The sequence below is a fragment of the Shewanella sp. 10N.286.48.B5 genome (genome assembly GCF_002874355.2).
GTDB lineage: Bacteria > Pseudomonadota > Gammaproteobacteria > Enterobacterales > Shewanellaceae > Shewanella.
Map to the genome: position 1 here is coordinate 440,517 of NZ_MCVG02000001.1, position 17,118 is coordinate 457,634.

15 protein-coding genes are annotated in these 17,118 nt (G+C 43.8%); all 15 read left to right on the forward strand.

The genetic code is table 11. The annotated features are described in order from the left end of the window. Positions 1-15: 15 nt before the first annotated feature. The 15 genes from flgH to fliE all read left to right on the forward strand — a co-directional run bounded on the left by flgH (position 16) and on the right by fliE (position 17,090). Positions 16-690 carry a flagellar basal body L-ring protein FlgH gene (flgH, locus tag BCU57_RS01895; protein WP_102439334.1) on the forward strand — a complete coding sequence of 225 codons (675 nt, stop codon included), beginning with the start codon at positions 16-18 and terminating at the stop codon, positions 688-690. Positions 691-736: 46 nt separating this feature from the next. Further along, entirely contained in the window at positions 737-1,798 is a 1,062-nt protein-coding gene (locus BCU57_RS01900; RefSeq protein WP_372001736.1) for a flagellar basal body P-ring protein FlgI, read from the forward strand. A 17-nt stretch (positions 1,799-1,815) separates the two neighbouring features. Then, positions 1,816-2,952 carry a flagellar assembly peptidoglycan hydrolase FlgJ gene (gene flgJ, locus BCU57_RS01905; RefSeq protein ID WP_102439328.1) on the forward strand — a complete coding sequence of 379 codons (1,137 nt, stop codon included), beginning with the start codon at positions 1,816-1,818 and terminating at the stop codon, positions 2,950-2,952. After that, the gene (gene flgK / locus BCU57_RS01910; protein ID WP_102439327.1) at positions 2,952-4,874 is read left to right on the forward strand and encodes a flagellar hook-associated protein FlgK; all 1,923 of its coding nucleotides are present in this window, start codon (positions 2,952-2,954) and stop codon (positions 4,872-4,874) included. Before flgJ ends, flgK begins: the two co-directional genes overlap by 1 nt. Positions 4,875-4,885: 11 nt before the next feature. Then, positions 4,886-6,091: a flagellar hook-associated protein FlgL gene (flgL, locus tag BCU57_RS01915; protein WP_102439326.1), complete on the forward strand. Its 1,206-nt coding sequence runs from the start codon at positions 4,886-4,888 to the stop codon at positions 6,089-6,091. A gap of 282 nt (positions 6,092-6,373) precedes the next feature. Then, positions 6,374-7,561 (forward strand): flagellin, encoded by a 1,188-nt coding sequence (locus tag BCU57_RS01920; RefSeq protein WP_413211385.1) that lies wholly within the window; start codon positions 6,374-6,376, stop codon positions 7,559-7,561. A 308-nt stretch (positions 7,562-7,869) separates the two neighbouring features. Further along, the gene (locus BCU57_RS01925; RefSeq protein WP_413211386.1) at positions 7,870-9,054 is read left to right on the forward strand and encodes a flagellin; all 1,185 of its coding nucleotides are present in this window, start codon (positions 7,870-7,872) and stop codon (positions 9,052-9,054) included. Positions 9,055-9,300: 246 nt separating this feature from the next. Continuing rightward, positions 9,301-9,696, forward strand: a complete 396-nt coding sequence (locus BCU57_RS01930; protein WP_102439479.1) for a flagellar protein FlaG — start codon at positions 9,301-9,303, stop codon at positions 9,694-9,696. Positions 9,697-9,813: 117 nt separating this feature from the next. Then, positions 9,814-11,181, forward strand: coding sequence for a flagellar filament capping protein FliD (gene fliD, locus BCU57_RS01935; RefSeq protein WP_102439480.1), 1,368 nt, complete (start codon positions 9,814-9,816; stop codon positions 11,179-11,181). A gap of 101 nt (positions 11,182-11,282) precedes the next feature. After that, positions 11,283-11,615 (forward strand): hypothetical protein, encoded by a 333-nt coding sequence (locus tag BCU57_RS01940; protein WP_102439481.1) that lies wholly within the window; start codon positions 11,283-11,285, stop codon positions 11,613-11,615. A gap of 6 nt (positions 11,616-11,621) precedes the next feature. Continuing rightward, positions 11,622-12,026 carry a flagellar export chaperone FliS gene (fliS, locus tag BCU57_RS01945; protein WP_102439482.1) on the forward strand — a complete coding sequence of 135 codons (405 nt, stop codon included), beginning with the start codon at positions 11,622-11,624 and terminating at the stop codon, positions 12,024-12,026. A gap of 399 nt (positions 12,027-12,425) precedes the next feature. Next, positions 12,426-13,856, forward strand: coding sequence for a sigma-54 dependent transcriptional regulator (locus BCU57_RS01950; RefSeq protein ID WP_102439483.1), 1,431 nt, complete (start codon positions 12,426-12,428; stop codon positions 13,854-13,856). A 152-nt stretch (positions 13,857-14,008) separates the two neighbouring features. Beyond that, the gene (locus tag BCU57_RS01955; protein WP_102439484.1) at positions 14,009-15,184 is read left to right on the forward strand and encodes a sensor histidine kinase; all 1,176 of its coding nucleotides are present in this window, start codon (positions 14,009-14,011) and stop codon (positions 15,182-15,184) included. After that, on the forward strand, positions 15,177-16,520 hold the full coding sequence (locus BCU57_RS01960) for a sigma-54-dependent transcriptional regulator (RefSeq protein WP_102439485.1): 1,344 nt from the start codon (positions 15,177-15,179) through the stop codon (positions 16,518-16,520). Before BCU57_RS01955 ends, BCU57_RS01960 begins: the two co-directional genes overlap by 8 nt. A gap of 228 nt (positions 16,521-16,748) precedes the next feature. After that, positions 16,749-17,090: a flagellar hook-basal body complex protein FliE gene (gene fliE, locus BCU57_RS01965; protein WP_102439486.1), complete on the forward strand. Its 342-nt coding sequence runs from the start codon at positions 16,749-16,751 to the stop codon at positions 17,088-17,090. Positions 17,091-17,118 lie beyond the last annotated feature (28 nt).

Consider the following 17,118-nt stretch of genomic DNA (forward strand, 5'->3'; position numbering starts at 1 on the left):
ATAAGAGAGGGGATGATGAATAAGGTTTTAGTCTTAGCATCAGCATTTGTGATGCTGGGTTGCAGCTCAACTCAGCAAAAACCCATAGCCGATGATCCATTTTATGCGCCTGTTTACCCAGAAGCGCCGCCAACCCAAATGGTGTCAACGGGTTCAATTTACATGGATCATCAATCATCCAGTTTGTACTCGGATATTCGTGCCCACAAAGTGGGTGACATTATTACCGTATTGCTTAATGAGTCGACCCAAGCGAAGAAAAGTGCCAATAACGAAATTAAAAGAGGCTCTGATTTAAGCGTCGATCCGGTTTATGCCGGTGGCAGCAATCTGTCGATTAAAGGAATTCCGCTAGATTTTCGTTATTCAGATGACATGAATACCAAGCGTGAGTCAGATGCCGATCAGTCAAACAGTTTAGACGGCAGCATCTCAGCCAATGTCATGCAAGTGCTTAACAATGGCAATTTAGTTATTCGCGGCGAAAAGTGGATTTCAATTAATAATGGTGATGAGTTTATTCGCGTTACTGGCATGGTACGTAGTCAAGATATCACTCCTGATAATACCGTTGAATCCACCCGTGTTGCCAATGCTCGGATTCAATATAGCGGTACCGGCACTTTTGCCGATGTCCAAAAAGTGGGTTGGTTAAGCTCCTTCTTTATGGGCCAATGGTGGCCTTTCTAAGGAGTTAACCATGAAAATCAAATCCCTCATTTTATTATTGCTCAGCATGGTGTTGCTGTCACAGCCAATTCAAGCCCAGCGCATTAAAGATATTGCCAATGTCCAAGGGGTACGAAGTAACCAATTAATTGGTTACGGCTTAGTGGTGGGGTTACCCGGCACAGGTGAAAAAACCCGTTATACCGAACAAACCTTTAGAACCATGCTAAAAAACTTCGGCATTAATTTAGCCGATAATGTTAACCCTAAAACCAAAAATGCCGCTGTGGTAGCCGTGCATGCAGAAATGCCTGCCTTTATTAAGCCCGGTCAAAATCTTGACATCACGGTATCAAGTATTGGTGAAGCAAAAAGCTTACGTGGCGGCACCTTGCTGCAAACCTTCTTAAAAGGGGTTGATGGTAATGTTTACGCCATTGCCCAAGGCACCTTGGTGGTCAGTGGCTTTAGCGCAGAAGGTCAAGACGGTTCACGGGTGATACAAAATACTCCTACCGTTGGGCGTATTCCTAGCGGCGCTATTGTGGAGCGCAGCGTGATGTCACCTTTTGCCAGTGGCGATCACCTCACCTTTAACTTGCGCCGTGCAGATTTTTCAACCGCCAAAAACATGGAACAAGCCATTAATGATTTGCTTGGCCCCGGTATGGCAAGGGCGCTTGATGCTACCTCGGTGCAAGTGAGTGCGCCTCGTGATGCATCCCAAAGAGTGTCATTTTTATCGACCCTTGAAAACATTCAAGTTGATATGGCCGATGAGTCAGCCAAAGTGATAGTCAATTCGCGTACAGGCACCATAGTGGTGGGGCAAAATGTACGCTTAATGCCAGCAGCTGTGACCCATGGTGGCTTAACCGTCACCATTGCTGAAGCGACCCAAGTATCACAACCTAATCCGTTTTCGGATGGTCAAACGGTTGTTACAACCGATAGCACCATAGATGTTGCCCAAGACGATAGCCGAATGTTTTTATTTGACCCTGGCACCTCGCTCGATGAGCTAGTCAGAGCGGTAAATTTGGTGGGCGCTGCCCCTTCAGATGTACTGGCAATATTAGAAGCGTTAAAGATGGCAGGCGCTTTGCATGGAGAGCTTATCATCATCTAAAAATTGTCGGTATGACTATGGAAAAGCTGTCAAATTCATCGAACTATCTGGATCTAGGGGGACTAGATTCATTACGTTCCAAGGCCCAGAAAGACGAGAAGGCGGCATTACAAGAAGTCGCCAAACAGTTTGAAGGGATATTTATTCAAATGCTGATGAAAAGTATGCGTGAAGCTAACGCAGTCTTTAAATCAGACAGCCCGATGAACAGTGAAACCACCGAATTTTTTGAAAACATGCGCGATCAACAAATGTCGGTGGATTTATCAAACAAAGGTATGTTGGGCATCGCAGACATGATGGTGCAGCAACTTTCTCCCCAAGAAAGCGGTTTTACCCCAGCCTCAGTGCTGCGCGGTAATATTGACGCTAACAGTGCACAGTCATTAGTTAACTCTACGAATAAGCCGGTAGATTTTCTTAGCACAGTAGTGAGTGCAAATTCTGCCCCTGAGCGCTCAGAGGCTGATCAGTCAATGTTTAACCACACAATGCCTAATCACTCAATGTCTGATCACTCAACTGTTAATATCTCAACTGCGAACGCTGCAATGGCTAAGCCGATAATTGATAGCCAAGAATTAGATCAAGTTTTGGCTGGTGATCGTGTTGCCACTAGTGGCAATAGCTTGCCGCAATCGATGGCACCAACGCCGAATCAGTATGACAGCCCGCAACATTTTGTCTCAGTGCTTTATCCCCATGCTGAAAAGGCCGCGAAACAGCTTGGCACCACCCCTGAAGTATTACTGGCGCAATCGGCATTAGAAACTGGCTGGGGTCAAAAAATGATCCGTCGTGATGACGGCACAGCCAGCAACAACTTGTTTAATATCAAAGCCGACAGACGCTGGGACGGCGATAAAACCTCAGTCAACACCTTAGAGTTTGAGCAAGGGGTGGCAGTAAAACAACAAGCAGACTTCAGAATGTACGACAACGTTGAACAAAGCTTTAATGACTTTGTGTCATTCATCTCCAATGGCGAGCGCTACCAAGAAGCCAAAAAAGTGGCAGCACAGCCCGCCAAATTTATTCATGCCCTACAACAAGCAGGTTACGCAACTGATCCTCAATACGCCAATAAAGTGTTGAAAGTCATGGAGTCAGTAACCAATGGACTTAAGTCCGTATTACCAAAAGAGACTAACTAATGGCTATCGATTTATTAAACATTGCCCGTTCAGGTGTTATGGCAGCCCAATCGCAAATGGGCGTCACCAGTAATAACATTGCCAATGCCAATACCGTGGGCTATCACCGCCAAGTTGCAGAGCAATCGTCATTAGGGTCCCAACAAATCGGTAGTAGCTTTTATGGTACAGGTACTTACGTATCTGATGTGAAAAGGGTTTATAACGAATATGCCGCAAGAGAGCTGCGCATTGGCCAAACCTCCATGAGTGGTGCTGAAACCCGTTACAGCAAAATGAACGAAATGGATCAGCTGTTCTCGCAAATTGGCGCCATGGTGCCAGCCAGTTTAAATGACTTTTTTACCAGCATTAATAATGTTGGCGATTTACCGACAGATCTCGGTATGCGTAACAACATGCTTAGCTCTGCCGGGCAAGTGGCTAACAGCCTTAATCAAATGCAAAGCCACCTTGACTCGCAAATGAAGCAAACCAATGCGCAAATCGGCGCGGTTGCTGATCGCATTAATGAGATCAGTACTGAGCTTGCCAACATCAACCTCGAGATCATGAAGTCGCCAGGGGCTGACAGCCAATTATTAGACCGACAAGATGCGCTGATTTTAGAGCTAAGCGAATATTCTGAAGTTAATGTTATCCCGCTAGATAATGGCGCTAAAAGCGTCATGCTCGGCGGCTCAGTGATGCTAGTGTCCGGTGAAGTGGCGATGCAAGTCGGCACCACTACGGGCGATCCCTTTTCGAATGAGCCAAGGCTAACCACATCAACCGGTAATAGCACGTTAGTGATTGACGGCTCTAAATTAGGTGGCCAATTAGGCGAGTTATTTAACTTTCGTGATCAAACCTTAATTCCAGCCTCTCAAGAGCTAGGGCAACTGGCCTTAGGCGTGGCAGATGCCTTTAACCAAATGCAGCAAAATGGTTTTGACCTAGACGGCAATATTGGCAGCAATATTTTTACTGATATTAACGACCCCAGCATGGCCGCAGGTCGAGTCGGTGCCTACAGTACCAATACTGGTGACGCCAATCTGAAAGTTAATATTGACGATGTAGGCCAATTAACCGGCAGCGCATACGAATTATCTTTCACTGCGCCAAACACCTATGAGCTTAAAGACACCCAAACAGGCAAAGTTGAGCCACTAACCCTTAATGGCAATCAGCTTGAAGGCGGCAATGGTTTTAGTATTGAAATTGATGCTGGCAGTTTTGCTGATGGCGACCGTTTTGAAATTAGACCTAACGCGGGCGCTGCAGCAGGGCTCAATGTGGCAATGACAGATCCAAGAGGCATAGCCGCAGCCGCACCTAAAATTTCGGCCGACTCAGGCAACTCAGGTAACACCAGTGTAAAGCTCACAGACATTGACCGAACTCATACCAGCTTCCCTGAAACGGGTAGTGAGCTTACCGTCAAAATTGATACCGCTAAAAATACTTTTCAAGTACTGGATGCCAACGGCGCCATAGTCGGCGCTGAAAAATCCTTTACCCCACCACAAATTGACACCGGCTTTGGTTTTAGTTTTGAAATTAACGACTCATCTTCAGCAGGTGTCACTGACAGCTATAGCTTTGATTTGTCCTTTGCCGAAGGCGACAACAGTAATGCGGTTGCAATGGCGCAATTGGCTGATGCCAACATCATGAATAATGGCTCAAGCACCTTAAGCGGGGTGTTTGAAGGCACCAAACTGGATATCGGCAGCAAAACGCAAGCTGCAGCGGTGAGCTTGGCCTCAAATGATGCCATGTATCAGCAAGCCTATAACCGAGTGCAAAGTGAGTCTGGGGTAAATTTAGATGAAGAAGCGGCCAATTTAATGCGCTTTCAGCAATCGTATCAAGCTTCAGCTCGCATCATGACAACTGCCCAGCAGATGTTTGACTCATTACTTAGCTCAGTTCGCTAGGAGAATTAATTATGCGAATTTCAACGGCGCAAATGTTTCAGCAAAACAGCTACAGCATAGCCAAAGGCCAATCTGAGACCAGCAAAACCCTCCTGCAATTAGCCACAGGAAAAAAAATTAATACCGCCGGTGATGACCCCGTGGCCGCCATTGGTATCGATAAGTTAAACCAGCAAAATAACTTAGTTGATCAGTATTTAAGAAATATTGATTACGGTGAAAACCACCTTAATCAAACAGAAACCTTACTGGGGGATTTAGATAATTTAGCTGGCAGCATGAAAGAGCAATTATTGCGTGGCTCAAACGGCAGCATGACCGACAACGAGCGGCAAACTATTGCCGATGAAATGCAAAAAACGCTCGATCAAATGCTTGCCATTGCCAACAAAAAAGATGAGTCAGGCAATTACTTATTTGCTGGCAATAAAACTGGCAGCGCACCATTTGAGTTTGATGCCAATGGTCAAATTATTTACAACGGCGACTCAGGCACCCGCGAAAGCATTATTGCCTCAGGGGTACTCACTGATACCAATATGCCCGGTGATGCTGTTTTTATGAACGCGCTCAATGCCATGGGCGATTATAGCGCCAATTATATGGCAGGCCAGCAAGGTGAGTTTAGCGTCGATAGCGCCAAAATTACCGATAGTGCAGCACATATTGCAGATACTTATCAGTTTGCTTTTATCGACAATGGCGCAGGTGGGGTGGATGTTGAAGTCAGAGACAGCGCCAATAACGTACTGACAACAGTGGCAGATTTTGATAGTTCCATGCCAATTAAGATAAATGGCATGGAAGTAAAGCTAGATGGCGAGCCGATGGCGGGCGACAGTTTTACCCTTGAGCCTATGGCTGAGGTCAGTATTTTAGACAGTTTTAGCCAGGCAATTAGCTTGCTGCAAAGTGGCGACAAGATACAAACCCCACAAGGTAAAGCGGAGTTGGCACAGTTGTTGAATAATATCGATAGTGGTGTCAATCAAATGAGCGCTAAGCGCGGTGAGGTTGGCAACAGCTTAAAAGTAATGGACCAGTACAAATCGAATCACACCGACGAGAAGGTGATCAACGCATCAGCCTTGTCGATGTTAGAAGATTTAGATTATGCCGAAGCCATTATTGAGTTTGAAAAACAGCAGTTAGCACTTAATGCCGTATCAAGTGTTTTCAGCAAGGTAGGTTCAACGAGCTTGTTTGATTACATCTAACAAGCGCGATGAAACTGCAATGTCAGTAATTGGGTAAGGGTGTTTTATAGGCTGATATAACTAATCGTTTTATCAATAAAAGCCCAAATAAAATAGCAACCAATACCCAAAAGCTAACAACAACTTTTAATGTTAATTTATTCATTTAATTTTGTTTAAAGGTTATTGAGTCAACCGTTTTCAGCCGCAAATCAATAGGGATAGAGCGGCTGGGTCAATAACTTTATTAACAAGTTTAGCCAAGCGCTTAGCCTTGGCAATGCTACTAAAAAGGAAAGTAACATGGCTATTTCAGTTAATACCAATGTCACATCAATGAAGGCGCAAAACAGCTTAAATGGCGCTAATGGCAACCTGCAAACCTCAATGGAGCGTTTATCATCTGGCTTGCGCATTAACAGCGCTAAAGATGACGCTGCAGGCCTGCAAATTTCAAACCGTATGACCAGCCAAATCAATGGTATCGGGGTTGCTATGCGTAATGCCAATGATGGTATCTCAATTGCGCAAACCGCTGAAGGCGCGATGCAAGAATCCACCAACATCTTGCAACGTATGCGTGACTTATCACTGCAATCTGCTAACGGTTCAAACTCTGCAGAAGATCGCAATGCCATGCAAAAAGAAGTCTCGTCACTGCAAGCTGAATTGACCCGTATTGCTGATACCACCACCTTTGGTGGTCAAAAATTAGTTGATGGTAATTATGGTACGCAAGCATTCCAAGTAGGTTCTAATGCCAATGAGACTATCTCAATAACCTTAAACGATATTTCTGCAGATGCACTTAGTAAATCAGGTAAAGATGTTGCGGGCGGATTAGTGAAAACGGAAATCGATAGCATTGTCACTGGTGGTACCGGTGATGGTAAAGTTGAGTTTTCCTATACACCTAGTGGTGGTGTAGGGGAAACTATTAAAGTTGATTTAACCGGTGTTTCTGATGCTAACACTATGGCCTCAGCAATTAATACAGCTTTAGGTGGGGCGTCAGCTAGTACTGGTGTGGTAGCAACTTCAGATGGTACTGATGTTACCTTCGAGGGGATTGGTAATAATGGCGATCTATTAACAATAGCTGCAACAGAAAGTGATGGTAGTACTGGTGTAACTCCTACAGCAGGTTTAGCATTAGGTTCAGATGACTCGGCGGTTGCAACCGTTGCCGACTTGGATATCTCTCATGCTGCAGGCGCTCAGTCAGCCATTGCCACCATCGATGCTGCTATTGGCCAAATCGATAGCCAACGTGCCGACTTAGGTGCGGTGCAAAATCGGATGAACTTTACCATTAACAACTTAAGCAACATTCAAGCTAACGTAACCGATGCCCGCAGCCGAATTCAAGATGTGGATTTTGCTTCAGAAACTGCGCAGTTGACTAAGCAGCAGATTCTGTCACAAACGTCTTCAGCGATGTTGTCGCAAGCTAACCAGTTGCCACAAACAGCATTGTCGTTATTGGGCTAATGGCTTTTTACTCAACCACGACAGATATAGTGGCGATGAGAAGAATATAAGTTATCCGAGAGCAACAAGTGTAACAAATCAAGCAGCCATTCAGGCTGCTTTTTTTGCTTAAGCCTTTAAATTGGTGATTAAAAAATAGCCGTTTAGGTCGCGTATGTGCTGATTAAATAGCCTTTTTTAATTGAATTTAATAAAAAGTTTAATTTTTTTACTAAAGCTTTTTTTATCGCCGCCGTTACAGTGTTTGTAGAAGATAAGTATCGTCTGACCTGAGTGGCAGGCACTATTAAATATAAGAGAGGCAATACATGGCTATTTCAGTTAATACTAACGTCACTTCAATGAAGGCTCAAAACTCATTAAACAGTGCTAACGGCGGGCTGCAAACCTCAATGGAGCGTTTATCATCTGGCCTGCGCATTAACAGCGCCAAAGATGACGCGGCAGGTCTGCAAATTTCAAACCGTATGACCAGCCAAATTAATGGTATTGGGGTTGCTATGCGTAATGCCAATGACGGTATCTCAATTGCGCAAACCGCTGAAGGTGCCATGAGCGAGTCTACCAATATCTTGCAACGTATGCGTGATTTATCACTGCAATCAGCTAACGGTTCAAACACAGCAGATGACCGCGCCGCGATGCAAACTGAAATTGACTCATTAAACTCAGAGTTAACCCGTATTGCTGATACCACCGCATTTGGTGGTCAAAAATTGCTCAATGGTAATTATGGTACGCAAGCATTCCAAGTGGGCTCTAATGCCAATGAGACTATCTCAATAACCTTAAACGATATTTCTGCAGATGCACTTAGTAAATCAGGTAAAGATGTTGCGGGCGGATTAGTGAAAACGGAAATCGATAGCATTGTCACTGGTGGTACCGGTGATGGTAAAGTTGAGTTTTCCTATACACCTAGTGGTGGTGTAGGGGAAACTATTAAAGTTGATTTAACCGGTGTTTCTGATGCTAACACTATGGCCTCAGCAATTAATACAGCTTTAGGTGGGGCGTCAGCTAGTACTGGTGTGGTAGCAACTTCAGATGGTACTGATGTTACCTTCGAGGGGATTGGTAATAATGGCGATCTATTAACAATAGCTGCAACAGAAAGTGATGGTAGTACTGGTGTAACTCCTACAGCAGGTTTAGCATTAGGTTCAGATGACTCGGCGGTTGCAACCGTTGCCGACTTGGATATCTCTCATGCTGCAGGCGCTCAGTCAGCCATTGCCACCATCGATGCTGCTATTGGCCAAATCGATAGCCAACGTGCCGACTTAGGTGCAGTGCAAAATCGGATGAACTTCACCATTAATAACTTAAGCAATGTTCAAGCTAACGTAACCGATGCCCGTAGCCGTATTCAAGATGTGGATTTTGCCTCTGAAACGGCGCAGTTAACTAAGCAGCAAATTCTGTCGCAAACCTCATCAGCGATGTTGTCGCAAGCTAACCAGTTACCGCAAACGGCATTGTCTCTTTTATAATGACATCGAAGCGTTAATTAACTTCGCGCTAAGAACGCACTGGCATTACGCTAAGGCTAGAATTAAAGGGAGACTCGGCAACGATTCTCCCTTTGTGCTTTTTAGTAAAGTGAATCATGGGTCACTTGTTTGGGTGACTGTTTTTGTATGGCAATTGCCGCATCGGTAACTAAGTTAAATTTTTTATTGATTTAAACTTAGTTGGCGCATTAATTGCTTTAATTATTGAGTTTGTCGAGGTGCATCATGGATGTCAATATCACCAATGTGGCCAATACTGCAGTGCGTAAAGATAGTTTAGCTACCCTTGCGGAAAAAAATGCCGCCCAAGCATCAACCGCACTGGCTGAAGAGGGCATTCAAAAAGCCGGCGATGTGGCGCGCACCACAGATAAAGTCAATGAAACGGCTAAAGCCGACGCTGAACAATTACAGCAAGCAGTTGATGATATTAATGAGCAATTATCGCTAATGCAAAAAGGCTTAGCCTTTAATATTGACGAAGAGTCTGGGGTGGCGGTGGTTAAAGTGGTTGATATTAAAACCGGAGACTTAATCCGCCAAATACCCAATGAAGAAGCATTAAAAATGGCGAGTAAGCTCACCGATATTGCCAGTATTTTTATGGAAACAGCCGTTTAGTTATTTTTTCAATTGTTGTTTTAGTTATTGTTTTAGCTAATTTTTTAGTTGTAAAAATTCAAAAGTTATTAATTCGTGTGCTAATTAGATTATAGAAATTAAAAAACAGAGGTCGCTATGGGGTTAACATCGGTAGGTATTGGTTCAGGCATGGATATCGCAGGTATTGTTACTGCGCTAGTTAATGCTGAAAGCGCCGGTAAAATTGCCAGTTTTGATACCTCTGAAGGCAAGCTAAATGCGCAAATATCAGGTATTGGTTTGCTTAAAAGTTCCTTGTCAGAGTTCCAAGATAAACTCGAACTACTGACAGATTCTGCAACCTTTGACAGCCATAAAGTATCCCAATCTAATAGTGATTATTTTAAAGCCACGGTAGATGAAAGTGCAGTACCGGGTAAATATCAAGTCATTGTCGAGCAATTAGCCCAGAGTCAAAAAGTTGGCTCTGCTGCCGTGGCGGATGCTGATAGCCCCATAGGTGAAGGTTCGTTAAGCATTGGTGTCGGCAGTGACAGCTTTGATATTGAGGTCGGCGCTGAAGACAGCTTAACTGACATCATGGAAAAGATTAACGCCGCTGAAGATAATGACGGTGTCACCGCCACCATTATTAATGGCGATAATGGCCCGCAGCTTATTTTAGGTTCTAAAAATACCGGCACTGACAATTTAATTACCGTTACCGCAACTGACACCGATGGCGGCACAGGCTTAGCCGATGCCTTTGCCATGACTGAACTCACCCCAGCCCTTGATGCGATATTAACGGTTGATGGCGTCAAGGTGACTTCAAGCTCAAATGATGTCAGTGACATTATTACCGGGGTTAGTTTGGAGCTGACGGATGCTGATATTGGCAAAACCACCACCATTACCGTGGATGAAGATACCGATAAAGCCTCATCAGCAATTGAGGGGTTTGTTGAGAGTTATAACGCCTTAATGACCACGATTCAGGACTTGTCTCGCTATGATGCAGCCACTGAAAATGCCGCTATTTTACAAGGCGACCCACTGCCGCGAAGCTTACAAAGTCAGCTCAGAAATATCATTTCCAGTAGTTTTGAAACCAGCTCTGGCAGTGGCTCACAAATGCTGATGAATATTGGTATTACTACGACCCGTGAAGGTTTGTTAGAAATTGATGATGATAAATTATCAGAGGCCATCGAAGCTGATAAAGGCGGCATTAAAGAGATGTTTATTACTGAGGATACTGGCCTAGCGTCACGCTTAGATACCTTTGTAGATAGCTACCTTGAACCCGGTGGCATTATTGATGGCCGTAATGACACCATTGATAATCAGTTATCACGCCTTGAAGACAGTCGAGAAGCATTAGATTTAAAAATGAGCGCCTACAGTGACCGTTTATATAAGCAATTTAATGCCATGGATTTAGTGGTGGCAAGCCTTAACTCTCAGTCGAGCTCTTTATTTAATGCCTTAGATTCAATGCCTGGCGTGGTGAAGAAGACTTAATACAAATTCAATAGGGCTACTTTGGCGATGCTTTGACGATGTAACTCGCTTTTGAGCCCTAAATACTGCTTAACATTATTTCCCCTACGTTGGAGTACTCAGTGAATCCCATCCTTAGTGAACTTGAACAACTCAATTCAGCAGCGTTTTCCGCTATTACGCAAATAGAACAGGCTAAACCGGAAGATGAACAAGTTGATGAGTTGGTATCACAATTGCAGGTACTTATTCAGCGGCGTCAAATTGTCATTCAAGCGTTAGTTAACGATGATAGCGTTACTGATAGAGCAGTACTTGAAAGTCAGTTTGATTACACTCAATCTTTATTTATAAAGGCTACGAGAGTGTTAGAGCATCGCAAGCTATTACTTCAGGCTGGCAATGCGGCTAAGCGCCAAATAAACGTATATAAATCTATAGATGCAAATAGGTAGGTAATTATGAGAGGTTCACTGCAGACATATCGCAAGGTATCAATCGAAAGTGGCATGGCAGTGGCGTCGCCACACCGAATTATACAAATGTTATTAGCAGGTGCACTTGAAAGACTTGCTCAAGCAAAATATGCCATTGATCAAGGTGATATCGCCAGCCGTGGTGAGTTATTGGGTAAGGCTATTGGCATTGTGTCTGGGCTTAATGGCAGTTTAAATATGGAAGCCGATGGTGATGTCGCCGGAAATTTAACTCAGTTATATGACTTTATGTTGCGCAGATTATCAGATGCCAACATCAATAATGATGCTGAAGCCATTGATGAAGTAGCGGGGTTGTTACGAACCATTAAAGAAGGTTGGGATGCTATCCCAGAAGAAATGCACCAAGTAACCTCTGAAGCTAGTTAAGTGTTGATTAACAAAAGGCGCAGCAAGCGCCTTTTGTCGGTTTTCAATGCCGTAAAGCCGGTCACAGTTTGTTGGCATTTGTGTGTAAAGTAGTCTGTTGGTTTCATAAATCAATGAGATGCTGTAATTTTGTGGTTTGTCACTTGATTCTCACTGGCTGATAATACAATATTCATTTTATAAAAACGTTTAGACTATATTGCGCAGATGTCCGTGTTTACACTATGTGTAACCAAAGCGTATAGGTAGGATGTTGTATTAATGTATTTGTGGTGAGTTTGTTATCAAATATTTATCCATATTGCATATAATAATCACAATCAAGTCGCACTTCCGTTTTATCTCGTATAGCGTGATAATGGCTGTGAAATAATAATAACTCGAGCTTTGGCCTTCTTAATGATGCAAATAGAACAACGAATATTAATTGTTGCTGACCCTTCTGAGCGTGTCTCTCGTCTTTGTTGTATTTTTGATTTTTTAGATGAAAAGTATCATCTAATTACTAAAGACGATCTTGCCTCATTAACCGCAGACTGTCGTTATCGGGCGTTAGTGCTTGATACCCAATCAGTCACGGCTGAGTTTATTAAAAGCGTGAAGTCATCAATGCCTTGGCAGCCAGTGCTATTATCAGGTGAAAGTAACCTTAATGGTGGCAACGTATTAGGCACCATTGCTGAGCCAATAAGCTACCCGCAATTGACCGAATTACTGCATTTTTGTCAAGTCTATGGCCAAGCTAAACAGCCGCAAACACCCACCAGCGCTAACCAAACTAAACTATTCAGAAGTTTAGTGGGCCGCAGTGAAGGTATTGCCAATGTCAGACACCTTATTAGCCAAGTGGCCAGCTCTGACGCAACCGTGCTGGTACTGGGTCAGTCTGGCACCGGTAAAGAAGTGGTAGCCCGTAATATTCATTACATGTCTGATCGCCGCGATGGACCATTTATCCCGGTCAACTGTGGTGCCATTCCGCCTGAGTTATTAGAAAGTGAACTATTTGGCCATGAAAAGGGCTCATTTACTGGGGCGATTTCAACCCGTAAAGGCCGCTTTGAATTAGCTGAAAATGGCACGCTGTTTCTTGATGAAATCGGCGACATGCCACTGCAAATGCAAGTAAAGTTACTGCGGGTATTGCAAGAAAAAGTATTCGAACGTGTCGGTGGTTCTAAAACCATCAATACCGATGTACGCATTGTTGCGGCCACTCACCGTGACTTAGAAACCATGATCAGCGAAAATGAATTTCGAGAAGATTTATATTATCGTTTGAATGTGTTTCCAATAGAAATGCCTTCATTAAGTGAGCGCAGTGATGATGTGCCATTATTATTGCAAGAGCTTGTGAGCCGTGTTTTTAACGAAGGCCGCGGTAAAATCCGCTTTACCCAGCGCGCAATCGAATCATTAAAGGCCCATAATTGGTCTGGTAATGTCCGCGAACTGTCGAATTTAGTCGAGCGTTTAACGATTTTATTCCCTGGTGGCTTGGTTGATGTGAATGACTTACCAAGAAAATATCGTTATATCGATGTGCCAGAGTATTGTGTTGAAGTCAGTGAAGAGCAGCAAGAGCGTGATGCATTAGCATCTATCTTCAGTGATGAGGAACCCATAGAGCTACCTGATACCCGCTTTCCAAGTGAATTACCGCCTGAAGGGGTAAACCTTAAGGATTTATTGGCAGAGCTTGAAATTGACATGATCCGCCAAGCGTTAGAGCAACAAGATAACGTGGTTGCCAGAGCCGCTGAAATGTTAGGCATACGCCGAACCACCTTGGTTGAAAAAATGCGTAAGTATGGCATGGGTAAGGATTAAATTACTCACGAGTATAAGTTCTTTAATTAATTGAAAAAGAAAAGAAAGCATGCCTTATGGCATGCTTTTTTGTTTTCAGAAATATAAATGTTCTGAAACTGGCATACCTCATGCATTAGCTTGTGAAAAGTTATTATTTTGACGGAGTGACCATGTATTCAGCGCAATCACTAGTAGAACAGCCGCAGTATTGTGATAGCTACAAACTAGCCGAGCCTGCAGCAATTGTCAGCGAGGCGCCAGCAGCGCCAATTACACTGCGTCAATCAGTGAACCTCGATCTGCAAGCTGAAACATCACGTCCGCAAAAGGCAGCTAATATGTCTAATCAAATGGCGCATATTCTTCAAGCTATGCCTTCAGGTGTAGTGATTATCAATGGTGACGGTATTGTGACCTTGGCCAACCCAGTCGCAACTGACTTATTAGGCCGGCCGCTGCAAGGGGCCAAGTGGTTTGACATTATTAACCGCGCTTTTTCACCCCAAGATGATGACGGTTATGAAGTGTCACTAAAAGATGGCCGCCGAGTAAAGCTGGCGATTACTCCGCTGTCGCCAGAGCCTGGGCAGTTAATTGTGTTAACTGACTTAACTGAAACCCGCTTATTACAGAAAAACCTATCTCATTTACAGCGCTTATCAGCACTGGGCAAAATGGTGGCAACCTTGGCGCATCAGGTCAGAACGCCGTTATCGGCCGCGATGTTATATGCATCAAACCTTGCTAGCCCTAAATTAAATGATACGGCTAAAAAGCGTTTTCAAGGCAAGTTAGTCGATAGGCTTAATGAGCTAGAGCGTCAAGTTAATGACATGCTACTGATGGCAAGAAACAAACAAGATGGCGCCGCAGAGTCGACATCTACTGCAGATATTATTGAGCCTGTGCTGGCAAATTGTGAGCCCATTGTTGAAAACAAACAGTGTAAATTACACTTTATTGATCAAACCGATAAACACATTATGGCTAACACGAATGCCTTAAGCTCGGCGATTAACAATCTGGTGATGAACAGCCTAGAGGCCAATGCCACAGAAATTCAGATTGTGACTGGCGAAGATGAACACGGCATTAATATCGATGTGATTGATAACGGTAAGGGTTTATCAAAAGAGATGCAGCAACAAGTATTGGAGCCTTTTTTTACCACTAAAAGCCAAGGGACAGGCCTAGGCTTAGCGGTAGTGCAAACCGTGGTGAGAAATCATGGCGGCAGATTACAGGTGACATCGCAGCCCCACAAAGGCAGCTTAATTCGACTATCATTTCCTATGGCTAAAGACACGGAACAAGCCAAAAAAATAGTGGAGGGATCCCATGAGTGAAGCCAAGTTACTGTTAGTTGAAGATGATGCCGCGCTGCGTGAAGCCTTACTTGATACCTTGATGTTAGCCCAATATGACTGCGTTGATGTGGGCTCTGCAGAAGAGGCCATTATTGCCATGAAAACCACGACGTTTGATATGGTTATCAGTGATGTGCAAATGGAAGGTATTGGCGGGCTAGGGCTATTAAACTATTTACAGCAAAACCATAGTAAAGTCCCCATTTTATTAATGACCGCTTTTGCCACCATTGACAGTGCGGTTAGCGCCATAAAACTTGGTGCGGCGGATTATCTGGCTAAACCTTTTGCGCCTGAAGTGTTGTTAAATCAGGTATCTCGCTACTTACCCCTTAAACAAAATTTAGGTCAACCTGTGGTCGCCGATGACAAAAGCTTGGCGCTACTGAATATTGCCCAGCGGGTGGCAAGCTCTGATGCCTCAGTGATGATCATGGGGCCAAGTGGATCGGGCAAAGAAGTGCTAGCACGTTATATTCATCAAAACAGCCCTCGAGCAGAAAAACCTTTTATCGCCATTAATTGCGCAGCAATACCTGAAAATATGCTTGAAGCCACCTTATTTGGCTATGAAAAAGGCGCTTTTACAGGCGCTTATCAGGCATGCCCTGGAAAATTTGAACAGGCTCAAGGCGGCACCATATTGCTTGATGAAATTTCTGAGATGGAGCTAGGGCTGCAAGCCAAATTGTTGCGAGTACTGCAAGAGCGTGAAGTTGAGCGTTTAGGTGGCCGTAAAACCATAGCCCTTGATGTGAGGGTACTTGCCACTTCAAACCGTGATTTAAAGTCCATGGCAACATCGGGCGCATTTCGAGAAGATTTATATTACCGCATTAATGTATTTCCACTAACCTGGCCGGCATTAAACCAACGACCGGCTGATATTTTACCCTTAGCAAGGCACTTGCTGGTTAAGCATGCTAAGGCATTTAATGTCTCACCAGTGCCAGAGTTAGATGAGATAGCTTGTCGTCGTTTATTGGCTTATCGCTGGCCAGGTAATGTCCGTGAGCTGGATAATGTTATTCAGCGCACCTTGATACTGAATAATGGCGAGGAGATAACTGGCGCGGATATTATTCTTGAAGCTGAAGATGTTACTTTGAGCCCCAATGAGCAACCCGTGGCCGCTGCTGAAACGGACGGGCTTGGGGGCGAACTGCAGGCTCAAGAGCATGTGATTATTTTGGAAACCTTAAATCTATGTAATGGTAGCCGTAAAGACGTAGCTGAGAAGCTGGGAATTAGCGCCAGAACATTGCGCTATAAAATGGCTAAAATGCGTGACTTGGGTATTCAAGTCCCTGCTTAAATATCGACGTTTAGTTCATTTTTATACTTAACTCTAAATTCTAAAATATTAGCTTAACCGCTTTGATGTTACTAAAGCGGTTCTATTTTGTGTGTTTTTCACCCTTTCAAGTTGTTTTTAAGCTCTTTTCATGGGCTTAAGTGTATTTAAGCTATTGTTGGCATCCTACTTGCTAATTCTATTGTAACTGTTTTTAAGTCGTCAAATATCCGACGAATGGAGTTTACAATGCAGATTAGTTCAAATCCTTTTTTACAAGAAATGCAATCCTTAAAGGGTGAGATTTCGCCTAATCTTGGCTTACCTATTCAAGCGGATATGATTCAAAAAGTCGGTAATACTTCTGGTGCTGACTTTGGCCAATTGTTATCTCAAGCGGTTGGTGGCGTGGCTGATTTACAATCAAACTCAGCTAATTTAGCCACCCGATTAGAGATGGGCGATAGCACTGTGACCTTATCTGATACCGTGATTGCCCGTGAAAAAGCCGGGGTTGCATTTGAAGCAACGGTGCAAGTGAGAAACAAACTTGTAGAAGCGTATAAAGAAATTATGAGTATGCCTGTTTAGGCTTTTATTAATAGTATTGTTGTTGATA